The following is a 22,238-nucleotide window of genomic DNA, read 5'->3' on the forward strand; positions in this document are numbered from 1 at the left end:
AGAATGTCGAGGCCCTTGATCGCGGCGGCCCGGCCTGTTCCCTCCTCGACCACGGCGCGCAACAGATCGAGCATGGGTTCCTGCGTCCGACTGAGGCTGGTCTGCTCGCCCTCGCCAACTCTGACGACACTCTTGGCATCGCCGCTTTCCGTCAGCCGCAGAGCTGCGATGCCCATTGTGTTTGCCATCCTGCTAAGGGCCCTCGGTGATAGATCCATAACACCCGTTAGGCGCCGGAACGGCCTCCGTCAGGCGCCCAAGCTAACCTCACGTGATCAACGCTGCCTGCCGTGCAACAGCTGCTACATCGCGGCTCAAGGCAACAGAGCTTTCCATATTCTTGATCGGATACCATTGCGCATCCAGCGCATCATCGGCGGCTGACGGTTCACCTGACTGCCAGTGGCAGCGGACTGCGACGAGAACAAAATGCTGGCGAGCATGTCCGTCTTCTGAGAGATCATAGGCGTCAACAGCCGTAAAAGCCCGATCGGCTGTTGCCCTGACACCTGTTTCCTCAAATAGCTCGCGCTCGGCTGCAGCCAGCAAGGTCTCGCCAAAATCCACCTTTCCGCCTGGAAAGCCCCAAAGGCCCGCATCCGGCGGATTGGCCCGTTGGACCAGAAGGACCTGGTCGTCCCGGATGACCACTGCGAGAACTGCCGTTATCGGGCGAGGAAGAGGGGAAGACCGAACATCCTGCATTTTGTCTTGATACCGCAGATGAAGAGAGTGCGACAAGTGTAAGGCAGTGCCGGCCGCACAGCAGATAGAAAAGGCCGCTGTGCGCAGGGGAACTGCCTCAGCTCCGCCAAGACAGCACTGCGGTTTGCTCTATCAAGCAGCGATACAGACACGCGTTCTACAGACGTCCAGCTACCCGATCTGACACCTTCGCTCATGACATGATGAGACCGCCGTCTACGTTGATCGTCTGGCCGGTGATGTAAGCCGCGTCCTCGGACGCAAGGAAGGACACGAGGGCTGCGACTTCCGCGGGCGTGCCTGCGCGCTGCATGGGGATGCCGCGAACCCATTCCTCCATCAATTCGCCGGGGCCATAGTTGCCCAGCATCTCGCCCCAGACTCGGTCGTTGTAGTCCCACATCTCCGTGTGAATGATGCCGGGACAGATCGCGTTCACGGTGATGCCTTCCGGAGCCAGCTCCTTGGCCAGGCTTTGCGTCAGGCCAACAACACCAAACTTCGAAGCGGCATAATGCGGGGTATAGATGAAGCCCTGTCGCGCCTGGCCCGATGCCGTGTTGACGAGCCGGCCCTTGGTGCCGCTGGCGCGGAAGCGACGAATGGCTTCCTGGCAGCACAGAAAGACCCCTTTGGTGTTGACATCAAGGTTCAGGTCCCATTCGCGCTCTGTCAGGTTTTCGACTTTGGCAATGGTAATGACGCCGGCGTTTTGCACGGACACCGAAAGGGGACCCAGCTTCGCCTCGGCCGCCTCAAAGGCGTCCCGCACCGCGGCAGCATCTGTCACGTCCAGCACCAGGCCGAGGGTTTCGGAACCTGTCTCCTCGGCGATCTTCTGAGCGACCTTGGATGTATTTGCCTCAATTGCCGCAATGGCGACTTTTGCGCCTTCCTGGGCAAAGCGCGTGGCAATGCCCCGGCCGATCCCTTTGTTGCCGCCGGTCACCATCACCGTCTGGCCTGCAAAGCGTTTCATCAGTTCTTCCTCCAATTGCGCAGCAGGCCCGAAAACGGATCCGTCTGGAATCAAGCTGTAAGCCTTGCTGCTGTGAACTTGTCGGTCACGAGCACGTCGATGATCCCGAGCTTGAGTGCCCCGGCAATCGCCTCAGTCTTGGACGCACCTCCTGCCAGCGCCATGACGCGCTCGGCCTTCTTCAGCTCGTCAAGCGTAATGCCGATGACGCGGTCATTGAGCGGGGTGTCGACAGGCTTGCCGTTCTTGTCATAGAACCGGAAGGAAATTTCCCCGACGGCCCCGCTTTCGTTCAGCAACGCCAGTTCCTGCTTGGAAAAGACATTCCCCGACCGGGCCAGAAGCTCGGACGGTTCGACAGCGCCAATGCCGACAACAGCGAGCGTCAGGCGGCCGAACAGGTTCATGGTTTCGCGAACGACCGGATCGGCCAGCATGACGATCTTTGCTTCACGCGAGGAACTGACCCCCTGGACCAGCAGCAACCGCGGCTCGCCTCCGGTCAGCTTGGCCAGCCGTGCCGTCAACTCGGTCGCATGGGTCTGGACCGAGGCATCACCTATTCCGCCAAGCATCTGAATGACATACTTCGCCTTCGCGCCTTTGAGCGGATGGATGTTGTCCACCATCCGAAGGATCGTCTGGCTCCAGCTTGAGACGCCAACGATCTCCTCCTGCCGCAGGGTGACTTCTAGGAAATGGGCGGCCGCCTCGCCGATCCGCGCCATGATGGCGCCGTCCCGGTCCTCGGAGCAGTCGATGACGATGGCCTCGGTCAACCCGAACTTTTCGCGCAGAGCTGTTTCCAGATCGGAGAAGGTGCCGGCTGGCGGGATGATCGTCGTGCGGACGATGGCTTCCTTCTCGGCCCGCTTCAGCATCCTCGATACTGTAGCCTGCGACATGTGCAGAGTGTTCGCGATATCGGCCTGGCGCTTGCCTTCTGCGTGATACATCTGCGCGACCCTGGCAATCAGTCGCAGTTCATTGATCCGGCCCACGGGTCTCTCCTGCAGTGAATTTTTATTCACCATTATCCATGGGAACGGAGGCCGTCGAGCGATAGATGGCGTCTTGCCAAACAGGCAGTCGAGCGGCTCGGTCCCAAGCCTGAGGTTGCAAGGTCGTGCCGCTGTGGGGCAGGGCGGCAACCGCAGCCAAATCGGGCCAAACTCCAAGGGTCAGCCCGGCCAGGTAAGCAGCCCCGAGGGCTGAGGCCTCGGGCGCGTCGCACTGGATCAGGGGATGTCCGATCATGTCAGCCACGCATTGCATCAGGAAGGTGTTCTTGCTCGGGCCCCCATCGGCATAAAGGCGGCCCAGGGGAGCGGGCGACTGCGCCATCATGGCAGCCAGGACATCATGAACCTGGAAGGCCATGGAGTCGGTCACAGCACGCGCCATCTGGGCGCGGGTCGTGTTGAAGGTGATACCCGAGAACAGCGCGCGGGCGTCGGCATGCCAATAGGGCGAGCCGAGTCCCACAAAGGCCGGGACGAAGCCGGGGCAGCCGGGCGCGGCGGTCTTCGCCAGTTCCGTCAGAGCCTGCACATCCGGCAGGCCCAGCATGTCGGCCATCCAGGGCAGGGCCGAGGCGGAAACAAGGATATTGCCCTCGAAGGCATAGGTCGGCCGGCCATTGATCGACCAGGCAATGGTCGTGGTAATCCCCTGCTGAGGCGCGATGAACTCTGGCAAGGCCATCATGATGGAGGAGCCGGTGCCGAAGGTCACCTTGCCGTCGCCGGAATTGAAGGCGCGATGACCGAAGAGCGCCGCGTGGCTGTCGCCAATGGCTGCGCAGATCGGAATGCCGTCGGGCAGACCCGTGACGCCTTTTGTTTCGCCGAAACGCGAGGCGCTGTCGCGCACCTCGGGCAGGACAGTCTTCGGGACACCGAACAAGGTGCAAAGCTCGTCGCTCCACTCCTGCCGGCCAAGGTCGTAAAGCTGGCTGCGCGCGGCATTGGCCGCGTCGCAGGCATGGACCGCACCGCCTGTCAAGCAATGAACAAGCCAGGCATCGATGGTGCCAAGGCGGACCCTACGGCTGGCGGGCGCGCGATCCAGCAGCCAGCGCATCTTCGGACCGGGAAACATCGGATCGATGGGCAGGCCAGTCAGGGCCTGCACATGAGGCGCGTGGCCGGCCGCCGTCAGGTCCGCACAGACCGGGGCGGTGCGGCGGCATTGCCAACTGACCACCGGCCCAAGCGGCTGACCATCGTCGGCATCCCAGATTGTCACGGATTCGCGCTGGTTCGAGATGGCAATCCCGATGATCTCGGCATCCGGACCGGCATCGAGGCAGGCGGCGATGGCCTCTTGCACGGAACTCCAGATGCGCGGGGGCGACTGTTCCACCCATCCGGGCTGTGGATGCTCGATGCCGACCGGCGAGGATCCCCGGGACAGGATTTCACCGGTGGTCGAGACAAGCACTGCCTTGGAATTGGTCGTGCCCTGGTCAATGGCAAGAATGGCGGTGGTCATGGGCGCTCCGGCGAAAGGAGTTGGGGAAAAAGGGCGCGACGGCAGGAGGACCCCGTCGCGCCCGCACGCAATCTGCAGCTTGGACCCGATCAAGCCCTGACAGGCTTGCGTGCAATCAGTTCGACTGCGGCATCGGCCACGGCGGCAGGCGACATGCCGAACTCGTCCAGAAGGAACTCGGCCGAGCCGGTCGGGGCGAAGATGCCCGGAACACCGAGGATCTTCATTGGCACCGGCGCTTGGGCCACAACGACTTCGGCAATGGCAGAGCCCAATCCGCCATAGGTCGAGTGCTCCTCGGCCGTCAGGATGGCACCCGTATCGCGCGCGGCAGCCACAACTGCCTCGACGTCGATGGGCCGCACCGTGGCCATGTTCAGGACACGGGCTTCGATCCCCCGCTCAGCCAGGATCTCGGCAGCAGTCATCATGCGATGCGTCAGCGTGCCGTTGGCAATCAGGGTCACGGCGTCACCGTCGCGTAGCAGGTTGGCTTTGCCGAGCTCAAACGTGTGACCTGCCGGGAGCAGATCCGGCACGCCCACGCGCGACAGGCGCAGGAACACCGGGCCATCATAGCTGGCCGCCCATTCAACGGCAGCCGCCGTCTCAATCGAGTCGCAGGGTGCGACAACCGGCAAGTTGGGGAGCACCCGCGTCCAGGCAAAGTCCTCGATCGAATGGTGCGTGGGGCCAAGCTCGCCATAGGCCATGCCAGACGATATGCCGATCAACTTCACGTTGGCATTGGAATAGGCGATGTCTGCCTTGATCTGTTCCAGTGCGCGTCCGGTCAAGAAGGGCGAGGCCCCGCAAACGAAGGGCAGGAGCCCTCCATTGGCCAAGCCGGCGCCGACACCGACAAGGTTCTGCTCGGCAATACCGACGTTCACCAGTCGCTCGGGATATTTCGTCTTGAACCCTCCAAGCTTCGAGGAGCCGACCGAGTCGTTACAGACCGCAACCACCTTGGTGTTCTCTTCGCCAAGACGCTCCAGGACGGAGACGAAAGCGTCGCGGCAATCGTGCAGCTTGCGGGAAGTTGTCACGGCGTTCATCAGTTGGCCTCCGAAAGCTCGCCCAGGGCGATTTTGTATTGGTCCTGGTTCGGCACCTTGTGGTGCCAATCCACCGTGTCCTGCATGAACGAGATGCCGTGTCCCTTGTTGGTATGGGCCACGATACAATGAGGCTTGCCGCCACGACGCTCCAGAGCCGGGACAATCTCGGCCATGGTGTTGCCGTTGATCTCGGTGACATCCCAACCAAAGGCCTCAAGCTTGGGCTTGAAGGGTGCCAGGTTGTTGGTGTCCTTCAAGGAGGCACCCTGCTGGAAGCGGTTGTGGTCGATGATCAAGGTCAGGTTGTCCAGGCCGAACTGCGCCGCGGCCGAGATGGCTTCCCAGTTCGAGCCTTCCTGCATTTCCCCGTCGCCGGTCATAACATAGGTATGATAGTCGGCGCCGGTCAGCTTGGCGGCCTTGGCCATGCCGACGGCAACGGGAAGCCCATGCCCGAGAGGGCCAGTGTTGGTCTCGACCCCCGGCACCTTGTTGCAGTTCGGATGGCCGTTCAGACGCGAATGCGGCTTCAGAAAGGTCGAGACCTCCTCTTCCGGGATGAAGCCCCGTTTTGCCAGCGTCACATAGAGGGCCAGTGCGACATGCCCCTTGGACAGCACGAAGCGGTCGCGCTGCGGGATTCTGGGCTGATCCGGCCAAACGCGCAGCACGCGGAAGTAAAGTGCGGTCAAAATGTCGATGGCCGACATTTCTCCGCCAATATGGCCCGCGCCTGCTTCGACGACAGCCTGCAAATCGCGGTGTCGAATCTGCCGGGCGATGCCTTCGAGGTCGTTTGTCTGCATGATTCCCCCTATGTGCATATTTATGCTATGTAACATATAATTGCACGAGACTGAGCCAAGTCAAGAAGAATTGCAACAATAAGCTTCTTCTGCTCACTCTTCAAAACCAGTTGACTCGAATCTTTCAGGTAGGGTATGCATCTTGAAGCGAGTAGGAATAAATATTCCTTACTTTTGCGAAATGGCGTGAGAGGGAGGATCTTATGCTTGCTTTGTCGAAAGAGAGGGAAGGCGGTGCGGGAGGGAGGTTGCTGTCGACCCTGAAGGGGGCAACCGGTCCCCTGATCGGGCTTATCCTGCTGTGCCTGTTCCTGTCGTTTGCAACCGACAAGTTCATGTCGGTCCGGAACCTGCTGAACATCTTCGATCAGGTCAGCGTCTTGGGGATCATGGCCGTCGGCATGACGCTTGTGATCCTGATCGGTGGCATTGATCTTGCCGTAGGGTCGGTGCTCGCCCTCACCATGATGGTGATGGGTTACCTGGCCAATGTAGCGGGGCTGCCGCTGGGACTGGGTATCGTGCTCTCGTTGGTTGTGGCAGCATTAACCGGCGCGGTTTCAGGCGTCCTTATCACCAGTTTCAGAGTTCCAGCCTTTATTGCCACCCTGGCGATGATGTCGGTGGCCCGAGGGTTGGCCAACATGATCACGGATGGCCAACAGATCGTCGGTTTCCCGGGCTGGTTCAGCGCCTTGGCCTATTACCGCATCGGCGGTGTCCTGACCACGACGGTGGCCGTCATGCTGGTCGTGTTTGCGATCGGTTGGGCCTATCTTCGCTACAGCGCAGGCGGTCGGTCCCTTTATGCAATCGGCGGAAACCCCGAGGTGGCCCGTCTCGCCGGGATCAATGTCAGCCTTTACACGATTGGCGTTTATGTGGTGTCGGGCCTTCTAGCGGGCGTTGGAGGTATCGTGCTGGCGATGCGCCTTGACTCGGTCCAGCCGACCGCCGGGGTTTCCTACGAACTCGATACCATTGCTGCAGTCGTCATTGGCGGCACCAGCCTGACCGGCGGCAAGGGCGGCATCTTTGGCACCATCATCGGTGTCCTGATCATCGGCGTCCTGCGCAACGGCCTCAATCTTCTGGGTGTCTCTCCCTTTACGCAGGCTGTGGTCATCGGTGTCGTCATCGCCCTGGCGGTTGCCGCCGAAGCCTTCAAGCAAGGCAAGTGAACCAAGGCGTCCCCGGAGGAGGGGACGTCACGGGTGCAACCAGGTCCAGACGGAGCGCTTGGTTGCGACAGTTTACGGCTCGCCATGTCGGCGCGCTTTGTCAGCGGAGGAAATGTTCATGAAACTCAACACTGGCCTTCTGGCGCTTGCGGTCCTTGCGACCACTGCCCTCAGCCCCCTTGGTGCATCCGCCCAAGAGGTGAAGAAACTGGGCCTCTCGGTGTCGAACCTGCAGGCCGACTATTTCAACCAGATCAAGATCGGCGTCGAAGGATACGCCAAGGAAAAGGGCATCGAGGTCATCACCGTTGATGCCAAGAACGACAGCGCGACCCAGGTGAGTCAGGTCCAGGATCTTCTGACCCAGGACATTGACGCCTTCATCTATATCCCCGCTGGCGCGGCAGCCGCCGCCGTTCCGACCCGGCTGGCGAAAGAGGCGGGCATTCCGGTGGTGAACGTGGACCGTAACGCTGAAGGAGCGCCGGGCGATACGTTTATCGCCACCGACAACGCCACCTCGGCCTATGAGGTTTGCAAGCACATTATCGGCCTGGCCGGGGGCAAGGGCCAGATGCTGATCGTCCACGGCCAGAAGGGCACCACGCCCGAGGTGGAGCGGACCAAGGGCTGCATGAAGGCGATCGAGGAAAATCCCGGCGTCGAGGTGGTGGCCGAGCAGTGGAGCGATCAGTGGTCGCAGGCAGAAGGGTTGAACATCACCCAGAACCTCCTGCAGGCGAACCCGGACGTGTCGATCATCTTCGCACAGGCTGACGCGCTGGCCTTGGGCGCCGCGCAGGCGATCAAGGTATCGGGCGTGACGCAGCGCGTCTATCTGGGTGGTTTCGATGGCGATACGACGGCTCTGCCGATCCTGGCAGAGGGAGGCTTCGACGCGACCGCCACCCAGCAGGTGCGCGGGATCGGCCGCCTGGCCGTTGACAGCGCGATCAAGCTAGCCGCCGGCGAGACGCTGCCGGCAGAACAGCTGCTGCCCGGCTACCTGACCACGCCCGAGAATGCGGCCCAATACGTCGCCGAACATCCCTGATCCGAACGGAAAGGTTGCGCCATGACCGCGAAGGACACATCTCCCATCCTCTCCCTGCGCCAGATCCGGAAATCCTATGGCTCCCTGGAGGTGCTGCACGGTGTCGATCTCGATGTTCGCGCCGGCGAGGTCGTGGCGCTCTTAGGCGAAAACGGTGCCGGAAAGTCGACCCTGTCGAACATCATCTCCGGAACCGTCCAACCTTCCTCAGGGGACATGACATGGCAGAGGGCGCCTTACGCCCCCGCCAGCCCCCGCGCGGCCATGGATGCCGGCGTTGGCATGATCCACCAAGAACTCAAGCTGCTGCCGCAGCTCAGCATTGCCGAAAATGTCTTTGTCGGCCGTTACCTGACAAAGGGCGGGCGCATCGACCGGCAGGCGATGGAGGAGCGTGCCCATAGCGGCCTGCAACGGCTTGGTCTCGACATCTCGCCGCGCCGCCTGGTCGACGGCCTGTCCACGGCCAACCAGCAGTTGATCGAGATTGCGAAGGCGCTGACGCTGAATGCTAAGCTGCTGATCCTGGACGAGCCGACCGCCGCGCTTGGCGGCGAGGAAACCCAGCTCCTATTCCGGCAAATCGAACGGCTGAAATCCGAAGGCGTCGGCATCATCTATATCTCGCACCGGCTCGAGGAAATCCGGCAGATCACGAACCGCATCGTAGTCATGCGAGATGGCGCGAAGGTGCAGGAATTCGATCGGGGTGACGTCCCGGTCCGTACCATTGTCGAAGCCATGGTGGGCCGCTCCCTGGAACGCATGTTCCCGGCAATACCGACGCCGCAAGATCAGGTGACGCTGGAGGTTCGGGGGCTCTCCTCTGCCTTCGGAAGTTTCCGCGACATCAACTTCGCTGTCAAAAAGGGCGAGGTGTTTGGCATCGCCGGGCTGGTCGGCGCGGGACGTACTGAACTGGTGCGTGCCATTGCCGGAGCCGATCCGATTTCCGCGGGCGAGATCCTGCTGCATGGCAAGACCGTTACGCCCCGCTCCCCCATTGACGCGATCCGCAACGGTATCGTGCTGGTACCCGAAGACCGCAAGCTCCAAGGCGTCGTCCTGGATCATTCGATCGCAGAAAACATCGCGTACCCGAACCTCAAGGAAATCGCGCAGGGCGGCTGGATCACCTCGCAGCGGCTCAACACGTTCGCCGACGACTACATCGGCAAGTTCGGTGTGAAGGGCCAAGGCCATCAGAACGCTGGCGAGTTGTCGGGCGGCAACCAGCAAAAGGTCGTGCTGGCCAAATGGCTTGCCCGCAAGCCGCAGGTCGTGGTCCTGGATGAGCCGACCCGCGGCATCGATGTCGGCGCCCGCTCGTCGATCTACGAACTCATTATGGAACTGGCCAGCCAAGGCGTCACCGTGATCGTCGTCAGCTCGGACCTCGAGGAGGTCCTGGGCGTATCGAACAGGATCATGGTCATGGCCCAAGGCAAACAGGCCGGTGTTCTTGATCGAAAGGACGCAAATGACGTCTCGATCATGGAACTGGCAACCATCTGAAAAAGGAAATCTCATGTCGGACATCACGCTGAACGCCCCCGGGCTGTTCAATCTTTCCGGGAATGTTGCCCTGGTGACAGGCGCGGGCAGCGGCATCGGTCAGCGTATCGCCATGGGTCTGGCGCAATGCGGCGCCGATGTCGCCCTGCTGGATCGCCGCAGCGATGATGGGCTGGCCACGACCGCTGACTTCATCACCAAGGCAGGACGGCGCAGCATCCAGGTTGCAGCTGACGTGACCAGCAGTGCCGCCTTGGAAGACGCGGTCGCGCGGACCGAGGCTGAGCTTGGCGCCCTGACCCTGGCCGTCAATGCGGCGGGCATCGCCAATGCCTGCCCCGCCGAGGACATGGAGGAGGCGCAGTTCCAGATGCTGATGGACATCAACTTGAAGGGCGTTTTCCTGTCGTGCCAGGCGGAAGCCCGCGCCATGCTGAAGAACGGGCGCGGCTCCATCGTCAACATCGCATCCATGTCGGGCGTAATCGTGAACCGCGGCCTTGACCAGTGCCATTACAATGCCTCGAAAGCAGGCGTCATTCACATGTCGAAGTCGATGGCGATGGAATGGGTCGGCCGGGGCATCCGGGTCAACACCATCAGCCCGGGCTATACCGCGACGCCCATGAACACCCGTCCTGAGATGGTCCACCAGACCAAGCTCTTCGAGGAACAGACCCCGATGCAGCGCATGGCTGGCGTGGACGAGATGGTCGGTCCGACCGTCTTCCTGCTGTCGAATGCAGCAAGCTTCGTGACCGGTGTCGACCTGTTGGTCGATGGAGGCTTCTGCTGCTGGTAGGCCGATGGACCTTGGCCCCACGGTCGCTCCAGAGGTCCCCTTGCGGTTGAATGACGTCTTCATCTCGGCTGTTGATGGAGTTGCTTCCGCATCAAGAGGCTGCGGAAGCGCAAACGCACATTCATCACGTGATGCCTTCGCGGCTCGCAGTAGCCGCGAAGGCCTTTTCTGCTGATGCTACGCTGCCGAGAGCGAAACCGAGGAATAGATGACGTTCGATCTCCGCGTTCTGCAGGCTTCCGGTGGATCTTGCGGCGACCTTTTGCCAACCTTCCATAAAACCCGTATGCCCGGAGCGGCAGCTGAAGAGTTGACCGGGTGTGCAGTAGGAATGGCAACTCTGGAAATTTTGTTGGTGCCAAGACAAAACCGGCTCGAACGTCGGATCACGTGGAAAAGGCGAAGTCTTCCTTGACCCGTTGTTCGAAGAACTCCGAGAACAGCGCCAGACGTGCCGGAATGCGGTCAAGCGGCGGGTAGTAGAGTGTCAGCCACAGCTCGGGCGCGGTCCATTCCGGCAAAAGGCATTGCAAGGTCCCGCTTTCCAGATCCGGCTGGATCATGAAACGAGGGAGCAGCACGATCCCTTGGCCGTTGCGCGCCAGTCCCGCCATCAGCGCCGCGTTGTTCGCAGCCAGGACCTTGCCTGCCCGGACACGGCAGACATCGTCGCCTTTTCGCAACTCCCAGGTCTCGGACAAGGCAAGGGCATCGTGGGCAATGCAGGCGTGGCGATCGAGCTCATCGGGATGATCCGGTGTGCCGTGAGCGCGCAGGTAGTCGGGCGAAGCGGCGAGTGAGCGGTCAACGCGGCAGATTTTGCGCCAGATGCTCAGCACCTCACGCGGAGCCCGCGATATGCGGATCGCAAGATCGAAGCTGTCGTCTACGCTGTCCACGAAGCTGTCCGACAGCGTGACCGAGAAGGTAACGGACGGATGAAGCACCCGGAACTGGGCAATCAGATCGGGCAGGATGCCTGCGCCGAAGGCCAGCGGCGCATTGAGCCGGATCAGCCCCGCCGTGTCCCCATGCCGTTCGCGCAGTTCCTCGACGGCACGCTGCAGGTCCTCGACAAGCGGGCTCGTGCGGGCCGCATAGGCGGCACCTGCCGGGGTGAGCGACACACGCCGGGTCGTCCGGATGAAAAGCTGAACACCCAGCCGGTCCTCCAGTCCGGCGATGGCGCGGGTGACGGACGGCGGGGTCATCGCCAGGGCACGGGACGCGCCGACAAAGCTGCCCTCGCGCGCCACGGCCAAAAAGATACGCAGATCCTCGATCTCGCCCATGCCAGTTCCTTCAAGTTGCATGCGCGATTGTTCAAGGACACAGCGCCTGATTGCAGGTTCAAGTCTATTGATAGTTGCTCTTGATGAAATAGTTAATGGTGCATTATCGTTCTTATCGGAAACGCGTCGATGACGCATGTTCATGGCAACCGCCATCAGGAGCACCGCCATGACCCTTCCGATTACCGGACTTCATCACGTCACCTCGCTCGCTTCCAGCCCGCAGGCCAACAGCGACTTCTTCACCAAGACGCTGGGGCTGCGCCGCGTCAAGAAGACCGTCAACTTCGACGCGCCGGAGGTTTATCACCTGTATTACGGCGACGCGCAGGGCAGGCCCGGCAGCGTGATGACCTATTTCCCCTTTCCTCACATCATGCGTGGCCGTCCCGGCGCAGGAGAGGTGGCCGAGACGGTGTTTGCCGTTCCGCAAGGCAGCCTCGGCTTCTGGCAGGACCGCCTTGGCGGAGAGGAGGCGACCAGCTTCGGCGAAACGCGGCTGCGCTTCAGCGGCCCGGATGGCGATCAGTTCGCCTTGGTCGAGACGGATGATCCGCGCCAGGGCTGGACCGGCGGGGTGGACGGCGAGCATGCGGTTCGCGGTTTCCGAGGCGCCACGCTGCGGCTGCGCGACAACGGTGCCACGGCGGAACTCTTGCGCTTCATGGGCTATCAACCTGAGGCAACCGACGGCAACCTGACCCGTTACCGCCTGCCAAACGGCAATGGCGCCGATATCATCGACCTAGAAAGCCTGCCCGGTGCTGCGGCCGCGCGGCAGGGTGGCGGCTCCGTCCACCATATCGCCTTCTCGGTGCCGGACCGGGCTTCGCAGGACCAGGTTCGCAAGGCCATTGCCGACACGGGCTACCAGGTGACGCCGCCGATCGACCGTGATTATTTCTGGGCCATCTACTTCCGCACGCCGGGCGGTGTCCTCTTCGAGGTCGCCACCGACGAGCCGGGCTTTGATCGCGACGAGCCGTTGGACCATCTCGGTCAGTCCCTCAAGTTGCCGCGCCAGCACGAACATCTGCGCGCGCAACTGGAACAGCATCTTGAACCGATCGAGGACTGACATGCACGCGCTGATCACACCCGGCAATCCGCAGATCTTCGCCTTTCACGGGACCGGCGGCGATGAACACCAGTTCGCTGCACTTGTCGGCAGGCTGTGGCCCGGTGCCGGCCTTGTTGCCCCCCGCGGCGATGTGTCGGAACACGGCGCCAATCGCTTCTTTCGGCGCACTGGCGAGGGCGTCTATGACATGGACGACCTTGCCATCCGGACGCAGGCGATGATCGACTTCGTTCGCAGCCGGAAGACGGGCCCGGCTTACGCCTTCGGCTACTCGAATGGAGCAAACATCCTGGCAGCGATGACCTTTGCCGCGCCCGACCTGTTTGATCGCGTGGCTTTGCTGCATCCGCTGATCCCGTGGCAGCCTTCCCCGCGACCAGAGCTTGCCGGTCGTCCGGTCCTGCTCACCGGCGGGCGCCGCGATCCGATCACGCCACCCGGTCATACCGAGGCGCTGGCGGACTGGTATCGTGCCCAGGGCGCTACCGTCGTCCTGCACCTGCACGACGGCGGACACGAACTGCGGGAGGGCGAGATTGCCGCGCTGATGTCGCACTTTCAAGACGCGGCATGAAACATGGCCGGGCAGCCCGCTGCCCGGCCAACGCTTCGGAGGTGTCATATCCGCCGGGTTACACTGCAACCCCTGTCGCCGTGTTCCGCCGCCGCCGCGAGTGCCGTTCCCGTCGATGCGACACAAGGAATGCGAAGGGCGAACAGCATCAAGAGCAGGAATGAACAAGATTTGCCCCGGATCAGTTGCTAGTGTCTGGCTTGCTACGGGGGCACCTATCCAATCTCAGCCGCCCTCGTGTTGCAAAAGGCTGAATTGCCGGCCTCACCAAGAATGGATGTCTGCCGGAGGGGCCTTGAACGTATCCGCATCAGAAACAGGCTGCATGGGCTCGCTCTGCGGGGTGCCGCGCGCGCCCTGCATTTCGACGGTACCCGTCCGATCCGCAGCCTTTACCGCCACCAGGATCAGCAGGAACGTCCGCGATGGCGAGGTCGTCAAGGTGACGCTGCCTGCCACAGACGCCTATTTCCTGATGGTCTACCTTGATGCAGCCGTGCATGCCGACCTCAACGGAGATGAGGCCCCCCAGCAACCTCGGCGCTTCGAAAGCGATACCGTCTGTCTGGTGGACTTGTGCGCTGGTGCGTCAATTGCGCTTCACAGCACGCTTCGCTCCATCGCCGTTGTTCTTCCGAAACCCTTGCTGGCCGAGGTGGAAGGGATCCATGCGATAGGGTGCAGACCCATGGCCGGTCCACCGCGTCTTGTTTGCCGCCGCGGCGAAGCGGATCCGGTGATTGCTAACATCGCCGGGGTTCTTCTGCCATTGTTCGACCGGGACGAAGCATCTTCGGCGTCGCTGTTCCGCCACATCGCAACAGCAATCTGCGCGCATCTTCTGCATAACTTCAGTGAGCGGCCAGACCCGTCGGCAAAGGACGGCGCTGCCGGGACAATTGAAACTGGAGGGTCCAACCATGCCGGCTGAGCATGCGACCATGACGGGGAAGGGACCCCTGCACCTGGGCCTGATGACAGCCGATCGCAGTTCCCGAGGCGGGCGGCTGTTCCCATACGAGGAAACATGGGGCGAGGAAGAGGCATTCCAGGTCCAGACGCAGTTGCGCGATCTGCGCAGCTACAGGCTCTGGTGCAACAGCCGGCTTGTCTATGAGGGTGGACATACCGCACAGACCCTGACCATCAACGACCTGAGACCGATATGGAGGGGGTGCTACCTGTCCGCCTTTGACAGGATATCGCTTCACATCCCCTTCCTGTCTGTCCAGGATTTTGCAAGAGAGGTCGGGCGGCCCGAGTTCAATGGCCTGCAAAGTTCCGGAGCCACGCAGGACGCCATCCTAAACGGTTTGGCACAGGCGCTTCTGCCGGCATTGGAGAACCCGCGGCAGGCAAGCCGGTTGTTTCTTGAACAGATCGGGCTTGCCATCCTTGCCCACCTGACGCAGGCCTATGGTGGCTTGCACTTCCCTGCCCATCGGAAAGGGACGCTCGCGGCCTGGCAGGAGGAAAGGGCCACGGCGTTCCTGGCCGAGCATCTGACGGGAGGCTTCTCGCTTGATGCTCTTGCCGAAACCTGCGCGCTTTCGAAAAGCCACTTCAGCAGGGCCTTCAAGCAAAGCTTCGGCAAGACGCCCTATCGTTGGTTGCTGGAATACCGGGTTGCGCGGGCCAAGGATATGCTGCGTTCGGACATGCCGATCTCACACGTCGCGCTGGCCTGCGGTTTTGCGGACCAGAGCCATATGACCCGCATCTTTTCCGCGATCCAGGGCGAAACGCCCGGCAACTGGCGCCGAGCGCTTCGGAGCCGTGTCGTGTCAATGGCCGCTACGAGATCCTGACCAAGCACGAGGGGCAGACCACGCCTAGACGGTTTTCCGCCATTGGCCCGGTGATGTCCCGACGGCAGCCGAGAAGACCCGGGTAAAGTGGCTTTGGTCTGAAAAGCCGCAATCGAGGGCAATTTCACCAAGCGGCAGGCGCGTCGCCCGCAGCAGTTGCATGGCCTTGTCAATCCTGCGTTTCAGCATCCACTTGTAGGGCGGCATCCCGGTTGATTGTTTGAAGGCGCGCGAAAAATACGACGGCGACAGGCCGCAGGCATGGGCGACCTCCGAGACCTGAAGATCCCCGTCCAGCTTCGCATCCATGATCTCGGTTGCGCGCTTCAACTGCCAAGCCGCCAAGCCGCCTGTGTGGACAGGTCGTGATTGGCTTGCTTCGCCATAGGTCACCGCCATATGCGTGCATAGCGCGAGCCCGAGATGATCCAGGAACAGGCGACTGGCCTGATCCGGACGGGCGAATGACGGAAGAAGGGCGCTGACAAGTCCGCGAACCGTCTGGTCGTTCACATCCCCGCCTGGCTGGATATTCAGCGTCTCGACGCGGCGGGTGCCCAGATCCTCCTCCAGGGCCGTCAGGGCGGCTCGGGAGATATAGAAGTTCACGCAGTCGAAGGCCGATTTCATGTTGGCCTGCCATGACCGGTTATAGTCGTAGAGCGTGAAGTTACCGGCCTGGAAAGCGGGCGCACTGACGTTCTTGCCATCGACCCAAAGATCGCCCTGATAATCGCGCAATTGGTAGGCCATCATGAACGCGTCTTCCGGCACGTGCTGATCGACAAACCCGTGGTTCGGGGTGTCCCGCGAAAGCCGCGTGGCCGTGATAACGCTCTTGTCCAGAACGGATGCCCTGACCGTCTGCCCGCCTTGAACGCGCAGGTATTCCATCTGGTCGTTGCTGGCACTGGATCGCTTCGTCACTGGTATTCTCGTCCGCTTTGTTCTTTCCGTCGCGCCAGACCGCTGTAGGGTCACGAGGGTCGTTTTATCCAAAATTGGAGGCTGGGAGACAAGATCAGGCTCACGGCCCGGCCTATGGTCCGCCGCGTGAACCGACCGCATGACCAAGGCGCCGCCGCCAATGACTGTTCCCAGCCGCAACCGCCGAACAGCCCTGCTTACCGGGATGGCCTTGGCGGTCGCAACGGCGCTTCCGTTTCCAGCCTTGATTGCGACTGCACCCACATCCCTCAAGGAGACATGACCATGAGTTTCGTAACCACCACCGACGGCGTCGACATCTTCTACAAGGACTGGGGTCCGCAGGATGCCCAGCCGATCATGTTCCATCATGGGTGGCCACTCAGTTCGGACGACTGGGATGCGCAGATGCTGTTCTTCGTGGCCCAGGGCTTCCGCGTGATCGCCCATGACCGGCGCGGGCACGGGCGCTCGGCTCAGATTTCGGACGGGCACGACATGGATCACTATGCCGCCGATGCCTTTGCGGTTGTCGAGGCACTGGACCTGAAGAACGTCGTCCATATCGGCCATTCCACCGGCGGTGGAGAGGTGGCCCGCTATGTGGCGAAACACGGCCAGCCTGCGGGCCGTGTGGCCAGAGCCATTCTGGTCGCCGCCGTCCCGCCGCTGATGCTGAAGACCGAGGCAAACCCCGAAGGCCTGCCACTGGAAGTCTTCGACGGCTTCCGCAGCGCCTTGGCCGCAAACCGGGCACAGTTCTTCCGCGACGTGCCCACGGGCCCCTTCTATGGCTTCAACCGCGACGGCGCGACGGTCCACAAGGGCGTTATTCAGAATTGGTGGCGCCAAGGCATGATGGGGAGCGCCAAGGCGCATTACGACGGCATCAAGGCCTTCTCGGAAACCGACCAGACCGAGGACTTGAAGGCCATCACCGTCCCTACGCTGGTCTTGCACGGAGAGGACGACCAGATCGTGCCGATCCATGATGCGGCGCACAAGGCGATCAAGCTGCTGCCGAACGGCACCCTGAAGACCTATCCCGGCTTCTCGCACGGCATGCTGACGGTGAACGCTGATACGCTCAATGCCGACATGCTCGACTTCATCCAGCGCTGACCTGCACGCAAGCATGGCAGAAGCTTCGAATACTGTTGTCAAGAGTGAAACAGTGAAGTTCGGAATGTTGCCATTCTCTTCTGCCATGCTGCACGGCATCGTTTCCTCATAGCCACCACGACCAACACAAAGGAATGGACAGATGAACAGCAAACTCGAACTGCTGACCCCGGCGAACAGCCAGTTGATCCTGATCGACCACCAGCCGCAGATGGCCTTCGGCGTCCAGTCGATTGACCGGCAGGTGCTGAAGAACAACACCGTGGCGCTGGCGAAATCCGCCAAGATATTCGGCATCCCGACCACGATCACCACCGTCGAGACCGAAAGCTTTTCGGGCCAGACCTATCCCGAACTGCTGGACGTGTTCCCCGACGCGCCGCTTCTGGAGCGGACCTCGATGAACTCCTGGGACGACCGGAAGGTGCGCGACGCCCTGGCTGCGAATGGGCGCAAGAAGATTGTGGTCTCAGGCCTGTGGACCGAAGTCTGCAACCTGTCCTTCGCGCTGTCGGCGATGGCCGACACGGATTACGAGATCTACATGGTGTCCGACGCCTCGGGCGGCACCAGCAAGGAAGCGCATGACATGGCCATGATGCGTATGGTTCAGGTCGGTGTGATCCCCGTGACCTGGCAGCAGGTCATGCTGGAATGGCAGCGTGACTGGGGCAAGCGCGATACCTATGACGCGGTGATGAACGTGGTGCGCGAACATTCCGGCGCCTACGGCATGGGCGTCGATTACGCCTATACCATGGTCCACAAGGTCGCCTCGCGCAGCAGCCATGCCGGCCAGACCCTGGCGCCGGTCGCGGCCTGACACAACCGCGTCGCGCCTTCGGGCGCGGCGCCAATCGCCGGAGGGTTCCATGAAGCTCTATCTCGTCTCGCTCGGCTGCGGCCTTCTGGTCGGCCTGATCTACAGCCTGCTGCATGTCCGATCGCCCGCCCCGCCCGTTGTTGCCCTTGTCGGGCTTCTGGGCATCCTGATCGGCGAACAGGCGGTGCCGGTCTGGCGGTGGCTGACGGCGGACCGCCCGGCCAAACACAGTCTCAATCACGTCTTCGGCGAGCTGCCGAGCGCGCACCAGTCGAGGAAATCCTGATGCATCCCGACCTGATCCTGCACAATGCCCGCATCACGACGCTGGACCGTGCCGCACCCCAGGCACACGCCGTGGCGATCACGGACGGCAGCTTCACCGCAACGGGCGCCGACGCCGATATCCTGCCGCTGGCCGGCGAGGCGACGCGCATCATCGACATGGGCGGCCGGTTGGTCCTGCCCGGGCTGATCGACAACCACACCCATGTCGTGCGGGGCGGGCTGAACTATAACATGGAGCTTCGCTGGGATGGCGTAAGGTCGCTGTCTGATGCGATGACCATGCTGCGCCGCCAGGTCGAGATCACGCCGCCGCCGCAATGGGTCCGCGTCGTCGGAGGCTTTACCGAGCATCAGTTCGACGAAAAGCGCCTGCCCACGCTGGACGAGATCAACGCCGTGGCGCCCGACACGCCGGTCTTCATCCTGCATCTTTACGACCGCGCCCTGCTGAACGCTGCCGCACTGCGCGCCGTGGGCTACGACCGCGACACGCCCAACCCGCCGGGCGGAGAGATCCAGCGCGATGCCCGCGGCAACCCGACGGGACTGCTGCTGGCCAAGCCGAATGCGGCCATCCTTTATGCGACGCTGGCGCGGGGACCGAAGCTGCCCTTCGACTATCAGCTGAACTCGACGCGGCACTTCATGCGGGAACTGAACCGCCTCGGCATCACGGGCGTGATCGACGCGGGCGGCGGCATGCAGAACTACCCCGAGGATTACGAAATCATCCAGAAGCTGGCTGACGACAATCAAATGACGGTGCGGCTGGCCTACAACCTGTTCACCCAAAAGCCCAAGGAGGAGAGGGCCGATTTTCTCGCCTGGACGAAGTCGGTGACCTATCGGCAGGGCGACGACTATTTCCGTCACAACGGCGCGGGCGAAATGCTGGTCTTCTCGGCCGCCGACTTCGAGGACTTCCGCGAGCCGCGCCCGGACTTGTCCCCCGCCATGGAGGACGACCTGGAGGATGTCGTCCGCATCCTGGCCGAGAACCGCTGGCCTTGGCGGATGCATGCTACCTATGACGAGACGATCAGCCGAGCGCTGGACGTGTTCGAAAAGGTGAACCGTGACATCCCCCTGGACGGGATCAACTGGTTCTTCGACCATGCCGAGACGATCTCCGAGCGATCGCTGGACCGGGTGGCAGCGCTAGGTGGCGGGGTCGCCGTGCAGCACCGGATGGCCTATCAGGGAGAATACTTCGTTGAACGCTACGGCATCCGCTCAGCGGAGGCGACACCACCGGTGGCACGGATGCTGGAAAAGGGCGTGCGCACCTCGGCCGGAACCGATGCGACGCGGGTCGCCTCATATAATCCCTGGGTGGGCCTCTCCTGGCTGATCAGCGGCAAGACCGTGGGCGGGTTGCGGATCACGCCCGAGCGCAACCGGCTGGATCGCGAAACCGCGCTCATGATGTGGACAGAGAAGGTCGCCTGGTTTTCGAACGACGAAGGTCGCCGCGGCCGCATCGCTCCGGGCTATCTGGCCGACCTGATCGTGCCAGACCGCGACTTCTTCGCCTGCGCGGAAGCCGACATCCCCGATATCACCAGCGACCTGACGATGGTCGGCGGCAAGGTGGTCTATGGCAAGGGCGACTTTGCCGATCATGACGCGCCGATCTCGCCTGCGATGCCCGACTGGTCGCCCGTGCGCCGGTTTGGCGGCTATGCAGCTTGGGGCGCGCAGGATCAGGCGGTTGCGCAGACGGCCGCCGTCCGGTGCGGCTGCGCCTCGGCTTGTAACGTCCACGGCCACGATCATGGGGGAGCCTGGGGCGCGACCCTGCCGGTTTCGGATCTCAAGGGCTTCTGGGGCGCGCTCGGCTGCGCCTGCTGGGCAGTGTGAGGTTGGATGAGCACGCATCTGCCTGGCTCCAGTCCTGAACAATCACCATCGAAGGAACTGACCGCATGATCCTGATCCACGAGAACATGAGCCGGGGCCGCAGCCGCAAGGGTTGGGCCGATGCGTTCCACACCTTTTCCTTTGGTGACTTCAGCGACCCGAAGCGCATGGGCTTTGCCCGCCTGCGCGTGCTGAACGAGGATGTCATCGTTCCCGGGGCGGGCTTCGCCCCGCACGACCACGCCGACATGGATATCCTGACGCTGGTCCTGTCGGGCCACATCCGGCACCAGGACAGCCTCGGCAACGTGGCCGAGATCGCCCCGGGCGAGATGCAGCTGATGCGGGCAGGCAGCGGCGTCACGCATTCCGAGACGAACGCCTCGGGCGACGAGCCGGCCCATGTGCTCCAGATCTGGTTGATCCCGGACCAGGCAGGGGGTGCGCCATCCTACCAGTCGGCGCCGCTGGACGACGGGCTTCTAGCCTCGCGGGAAGGACCGCTGATGCTCGGATCGGACACCCGGATCACGCTGTCACGACCGAAGGATGGCGAAGCGACAACGATCGGGGTTGCTCCCGGACGCGCCGTCTTCGTGCATCTGATCGACGGCATTGCCCGGATGGAGGGCGAGCGCCTGGTTGCGGGCGACGGCCTGCAACTGACCGAGACGCCTCCCGCTCTGGAATGGCAGACGGACGGCACCATCCTCATCTTCGACATGCCCTTGGAGGGTTGGACATGACCGCCACGTCCCAAACGACAGCCGCGACGTCCCCCGCATCCGGTGGCGCCTGGAGCCCCTTCCGGCAGAAGGCATTTGCCGTGCTGTGGGTCGCCACTGTCGTGTCGAACATCGGCACCTGGATGAATGACGTCGGCGCGGGATGGCTGATGACCAGCCTGGCGCCGTCGCCCCAGATTGTCGCGATGGTGCAGGCGGCAACCACGCTGCCGGTGTTCCTGTTCGCCATCCTTGCCGGCGCGGTGGCCGACATCGTCGATCGCCGCAAGCTGCTGCTGGTCGTGAACATCGCCCTGGCGGTCGTGGCCTTCGCGGTGGCCGCCGTCGTGCAGGCCGAGGCAATGACCCCCGTGCTGCTGCTGATCTTCACCTTTCTCCTGGGCAGCGGCGCGGCCTTCATCGCCCCTGCCTGGCAGGCCATCGTTCCGAAGCTGGTCCCGCGTCAGGATCTGACGGCGGCGGTCGCGCTGAACTCGATGGGCATCAACATCAGCCGTGCCATCGGGCCGGCGGTGGCGGGGGTGCTGATCGCGGCCTTCGGCCTTGTCTGGCCGTTTGCGCTGAACGCTGTCTCGACCCTGGTGGTGATTGCGGCGCTGATCTGGTGGAGGCCGAAAGCCGAGCCCGTCCGCAAGCTGCCGGCCGAGCATGTCTTTGGCGCGATGGTCGCAGGCCTGCGTTATGCGGTCTTCACCCACCCTCTGCGGCTGGTGCTTGTGCGGGCGGCGGGGTTCTTTCTCTTCGCGAGTGCGTTTTGGGCGATGCTGCCGCTGGTGGCCCGCGACGTATTGGACGGCGGGGCAGGGCTTTACGGCGCACTTCTGGCCTCGGTCGGGGTTGGCGCGGTCGGGGGGGCGTTGGTGCTGCCGGGGCTGCGCACAAGGCTTGGCCCGGACCGCACCGTGATCCTGGGCACGGCAGGCACGGCGATCGTGCTGGTTGTGCTGGCACTGGTGCCGGGGCAAGCACCCGCGCTGCTGGCCGGTCTGGTCGCCGGGGCGTCCTGGATCGCAGTCCTCTCCAGCCTGAACGTTGCCGCACAATCGGCCCTGCCCGACTGGGTCCGGGCCCGGGGGCTGGCCATCTACCTGACGGTGTTTTCCGGCGTGATGTCACTGGGC

22 protein-coding genes are annotated in these 22,238 nt (G+C 62.7%); 14 read left to right on the forward strand and 8 right to left on the reverse strand.

Annotated elements, in window-relative coordinates; genetic code table 11:
• Positions 1-267 precede the first annotated feature (267 nt).
• The 6 genes from OU682_RS19730 to OU682_RS19755 all read right to left on the reverse strand — a co-directional run bounded on the left by OU682_RS19730 (position 268) and on the right by OU682_RS19755 (position 6,044).
• Positions 268-705, reverse strand: coding sequence for an NUDIX hydrolase (locus OU682_RS19730; protein ID WP_268943925.1), 438 nt, complete (start codon positions 703-705; stop codon positions 268-270).
• 193 nt (positions 706-898) lie between these two features.
• Positions 899-1,684 (reverse strand): SDR family oxidoreductase, encoded by a 786-nt coding sequence (locus tag OU682_RS19735; protein WP_268943926.1) that lies wholly within the window; start codon positions 1,682-1,684, stop codon positions 899-901.
• A 50-nt stretch (positions 1,685-1,734) separates the two neighbouring features.
• Positions 1,735-2,685 carry a sugar-binding transcriptional regulator gene (locus tag OU682_RS19740; protein ID WP_268943927.1) on the reverse strand — a complete coding sequence of 317 codons (951 nt, stop codon included), beginning with the start codon at positions 2,683-2,685 and terminating at the stop codon, positions 1,735-1,737.
• 22 nt (positions 2,686-2,707) lie between these two features.
• On the reverse strand, positions 2,708-4,177 hold the full coding sequence (locus OU682_RS19745; protein WP_268943928.1) for an FGGY family carbohydrate kinase: 1,470 nt from the start codon (positions 4,175-4,177) through the stop codon (positions 2,708-2,710).
• 89 nt (positions 4,178-4,266) lie between these two features.
• The gene (locus tag OU682_RS19750) at positions 4,267-5,235 is read right to left on the reverse strand and encodes a transketolase family protein (RefSeq protein ID WP_268943929.1); all 969 of its coding nucleotides are present in this window, start codon (positions 5,233-5,235) and stop codon (positions 4,267-4,269) included.
• Positions 5,235-6,044, reverse strand: a complete 810-nt coding sequence (locus tag OU682_RS19755) for a transketolase (RefSeq protein WP_268943930.1) — start codon at positions 6,042-6,044, stop codon at positions 5,235-5,237. The genes OU682_RS19750 and OU682_RS19755 overlap by 1 nt, the downstream gene beginning before the upstream one ends.
• A gap of 248 nt (positions 6,045-6,292) precedes the next feature.
• Here OU682_RS19755 and OU682_RS19760 point away from each other — a divergent pair, with 248 nt between their 5' ends.
• From OU682_RS19760 to OU682_RS19775, 4 genes are all read left to right on the forward strand, one after another.
• Complete coding sequence (locus OU682_RS19760; RefSeq protein ID WP_268943931.1) at positions 6,293-7,225, forward strand: ABC transporter permease; 933 nt, start codon at positions 6,293-6,295, stop codon at positions 7,223-7,225.
• A gap of 118 nt (positions 7,226-7,343) precedes the next feature.
• Positions 7,344-8,279, forward strand: a complete 936-nt coding sequence (locus OU682_RS19765; protein WP_268943932.1) for a substrate-binding domain-containing protein — start codon at positions 7,344-7,346, stop codon at positions 8,277-8,279.
• A gap of 21 nt (positions 8,280-8,300) precedes the next feature.
• Entirely contained in the window at positions 8,301-9,794 is a 1,494-nt protein-coding gene (locus tag OU682_RS19770; RefSeq protein WP_268943933.1) for a sugar ABC transporter ATP-binding protein, read from the forward strand.
• 13 nt (positions 9,795-9,807) lie between these two features.
• Positions 9,808-10,596, forward strand: a complete 789-nt coding sequence (locus OU682_RS19775) for an SDR family oxidoreductase (protein ID WP_268943934.1) — start codon at positions 9,808-9,810, stop codon at positions 10,594-10,596.
• Between the two features lie 386 nt (positions 10,597-10,982).
• Here OU682_RS19775 and OU682_RS19780 read toward each other — a convergent pair whose 3' ends face one another.
• Positions 10,983-12,059 (reverse strand): LysR family transcriptional regulator, encoded by a 1,077-nt coding sequence (locus OU682_RS19780; RefSeq protein WP_268943935.1) that lies wholly within the window; start codon positions 12,057-12,059, stop codon positions 10,983-10,985.
• On the opposite strand from OU682_RS19780, the gene OU682_RS19785 reads away from it, so the two are divergent.
• The 4 genes from OU682_RS19785 (at position 12,058) to OU682_RS19800 (ending at position 15,351) form a co-directional block, all read left to right on the forward strand.
• The gene (locus OU682_RS19785) at positions 12,058-12,966 is read left to right on the forward strand and encodes a VOC family protein (protein ID WP_268943936.1); all 909 of its coding nucleotides are present in this window, start codon (positions 12,058-12,060) and stop codon (positions 12,964-12,966) included. The two genes, OU682_RS19780 and OU682_RS19785, sit on opposite strands and share 2 nt — an antisense overlap.
• A gap of 1 nt (position 12,967) precedes the next feature.
• Positions 12,968-13,543: an alpha/beta hydrolase gene (locus OU682_RS19790; protein ID WP_268943937.1), complete on the forward strand. Its 576-nt coding sequence runs from the start codon at positions 12,968-12,970 to the stop codon at positions 13,541-13,543.
• Positions 13,544-13,838: 295 nt separating this feature from the next.
• Positions 13,839-14,474, forward strand: coding sequence for a hypothetical protein (locus OU682_RS19795; protein WP_268943938.1), 636 nt, complete (start codon positions 13,839-13,841; stop codon positions 14,472-14,474).
• Complete coding sequence (locus OU682_RS19800; RefSeq protein ID WP_268943939.1) at positions 14,464-15,351, forward strand: AraC family transcriptional regulator; 888 nt, start codon at positions 14,464-14,466, stop codon at positions 15,349-15,351. Before OU682_RS19795 ends, OU682_RS19800 begins: the two co-directional genes overlap by 11 nt.
• A gap of 24 nt (positions 15,352-15,375) precedes the next feature.
• Here OU682_RS19800 and OU682_RS19805 read toward each other — a convergent pair whose 3' ends face one another.
• Positions 15,376-16,542 (reverse strand): helix-turn-helix domain-containing protein, encoded by a 1,167-nt coding sequence (locus tag OU682_RS19805; protein ID WP_268943940.1) that lies wholly within the window; start codon positions 16,540-16,542, stop codon positions 15,376-15,378.
• 21 nt (positions 16,543-16,563) lie between these two features.
• Here OU682_RS19805 and OU682_RS19810 point away from each other — a divergent pair, with 21 nt between their 5' ends.
• From OU682_RS19810 to OU682_RS19835, 6 genes are all read left to right on the forward strand, one after another.
• The gene (locus OU682_RS19810) at positions 16,564-17,400 is read left to right on the forward strand and encodes an alpha/beta fold hydrolase (protein ID WP_268943941.1); all 837 of its coding nucleotides are present in this window, start codon (positions 16,564-16,566) and stop codon (positions 17,398-17,400) included.
• Positions 17,401-17,542: 142 nt separating this feature from the next.
• Entirely contained in the window at positions 17,543-18,223 is a 681-nt protein-coding gene (locus OU682_RS19815) for a hydrolase (RefSeq protein WP_268943942.1), read from the forward strand.
• A gap of 49 nt (positions 18,224-18,272) precedes the next feature.
• Positions 18,273-18,509 (forward strand): DUF1427 family protein, encoded by a 237-nt coding sequence (locus OU682_RS19820; protein ID WP_268943943.1) that lies wholly within the window; start codon positions 18,273-18,275, stop codon positions 18,507-18,509.
• A complete protein-coding gene (locus OU682_RS19825) occupies positions 18,509-20,371 on the forward strand; it encodes an amidohydrolase (RefSeq protein WP_268943944.1) in 1,863 nt (620 codons plus the stop codon). Before OU682_RS19820 ends, OU682_RS19825 begins: the two co-directional genes overlap by 1 nt.
• Positions 20,372-20,436: 65 nt before the next feature.
• A complete protein-coding gene (locus OU682_RS19830; protein WP_268943945.1) occupies positions 20,437-21,117 on the forward strand; it encodes a pirin family protein in 681 nt (226 codons plus the stop codon).
• A partial coding sequence (locus OU682_RS19835) for an MFS transporter (RefSeq protein WP_268943946.1) occupies positions 21,114-22,238 on the forward strand: 1,125 nt, incomplete at its 3' end. The genes OU682_RS19830 and OU682_RS19835, both read left to right, overlap by 4 nt.

Source organism: Paracoccus benzoatiresistens, from assembly GCF_026913015.1.
In the GTDB taxonomy this organism is placed as follows: domain Bacteria; phylum Pseudomonadota; class Alphaproteobacteria; order Rhodobacterales; family Rhodobacteraceae; genus Paracoccus; species Paracoccus benzoatiresistens.

Bases quoted from the DNA above. Each gene is read 5' to 3' on its own strand.
- OU682_RS19730 (WP_268943925.1), bottom strand. From the start codon at position 705: ATGCAGGATGTTCGGTCTTCCCCTCTTCCTCGCCCGATAACGGCAGTT.
- OU682_RS19735 (WP_268943926.1), bottom strand. From the start codon at position 1,684: ATGAAACGCTTTGCAGGCCAGACGGTGATGGTGACCGGCGGCAACAAA.
- OU682_RS19745 (WP_268943928.1), bottom strand. From the start codon at position 4,177: ATGACCACCGCCATTCTTGCCATTGACCAGGGCACGACCAATTCCAAG.
- OU682_RS19750 (WP_268943929.1), bottom strand. From the start codon at position 5,235: ATGAACGCCGTGACAACTTCCCGCAAGCTGCACGATTGCCGCGACGCT.
- OU682_RS19755 (WP_268943930.1), bottom strand. From the start codon at position 6,044: ATGCAGACAAACGACCTCGAAGGCATCGCCCGGCAGATTCGACACCGC.
- OU682_RS19765 (WP_268943932.1), top strand. From the start codon at position 7,344: ATGAAACTCAACACTGGCCTTCTGGCGCTTGCGGTCCTTGCGACCACT.
- OU682_RS19770 (WP_268943933.1), top strand. From the start codon at position 8,301: ATGACCGCGAAGGACACATCTCCCATCCTCTCCCTGCGCCAGATCCGG.
- OU682_RS19775 (WP_268943934.1), top strand. From the start codon at position 9,808: ATGTCGGACATCACGCTGAACGCCCCCGGGCTGTTCAATCTTTCCGGG.
- OU682_RS19785 (WP_268943936.1), top strand. From the start codon at position 12,058: ATGACCCTTCCGATTACCGGACTTCATCACGTCACCTCGCTCGCTTCC.
- OU682_RS19780 (WP_268943935.1), bottom strand. From the start codon at position 12,059: ATGGCGGTGCTCCTGATGGCGGTTGCCATGAACATGCGTCATCGACGC.
- OU682_RS19790 (WP_268943937.1), top strand. From the start codon at position 12,968: ATGCACGCGCTGATCACACCCGGCAATCCGCAGATCTTCGCCTTTCAC.
- OU682_RS19800 (WP_268943939.1), top strand. From the start codon at position 14,464: ATGCCGGCTGAGCATGCGACCATGACGGGGAAGGGACCCCTGCACCTG.
- OU682_RS19810 (WP_268943941.1), top strand. From the start codon at position 16,564: ATGAGTTTCGTAACCACCACCGACGGCGTCGACATCTTCTACAAGGAC.
- OU682_RS19815 (WP_268943942.1), top strand. From the start codon at position 17,543: ATGAACAGCAAACTCGAACTGCTGACCCCGGCGAACAGCCAGTTGATC.
- OU682_RS19820 (WP_268943943.1), top strand. From the start codon at position 18,273: ATGAAGCTCTATCTCGTCTCGCTCGGCTGCGGCCTTCTGGTCGGCCTG.
- OU682_RS19825 (WP_268943944.1), top strand. From the start codon at position 18,509: ATGCATCCCGACCTGATCCTGCACAATGCCCGCATCACGACGCTGGAC.
- OU682_RS19830 (WP_268943945.1), top strand. From the start codon at position 20,437: ATGATCCTGATCCACGAGAACATGAGCCGGGGCCGCAGCCGCAAGGGT.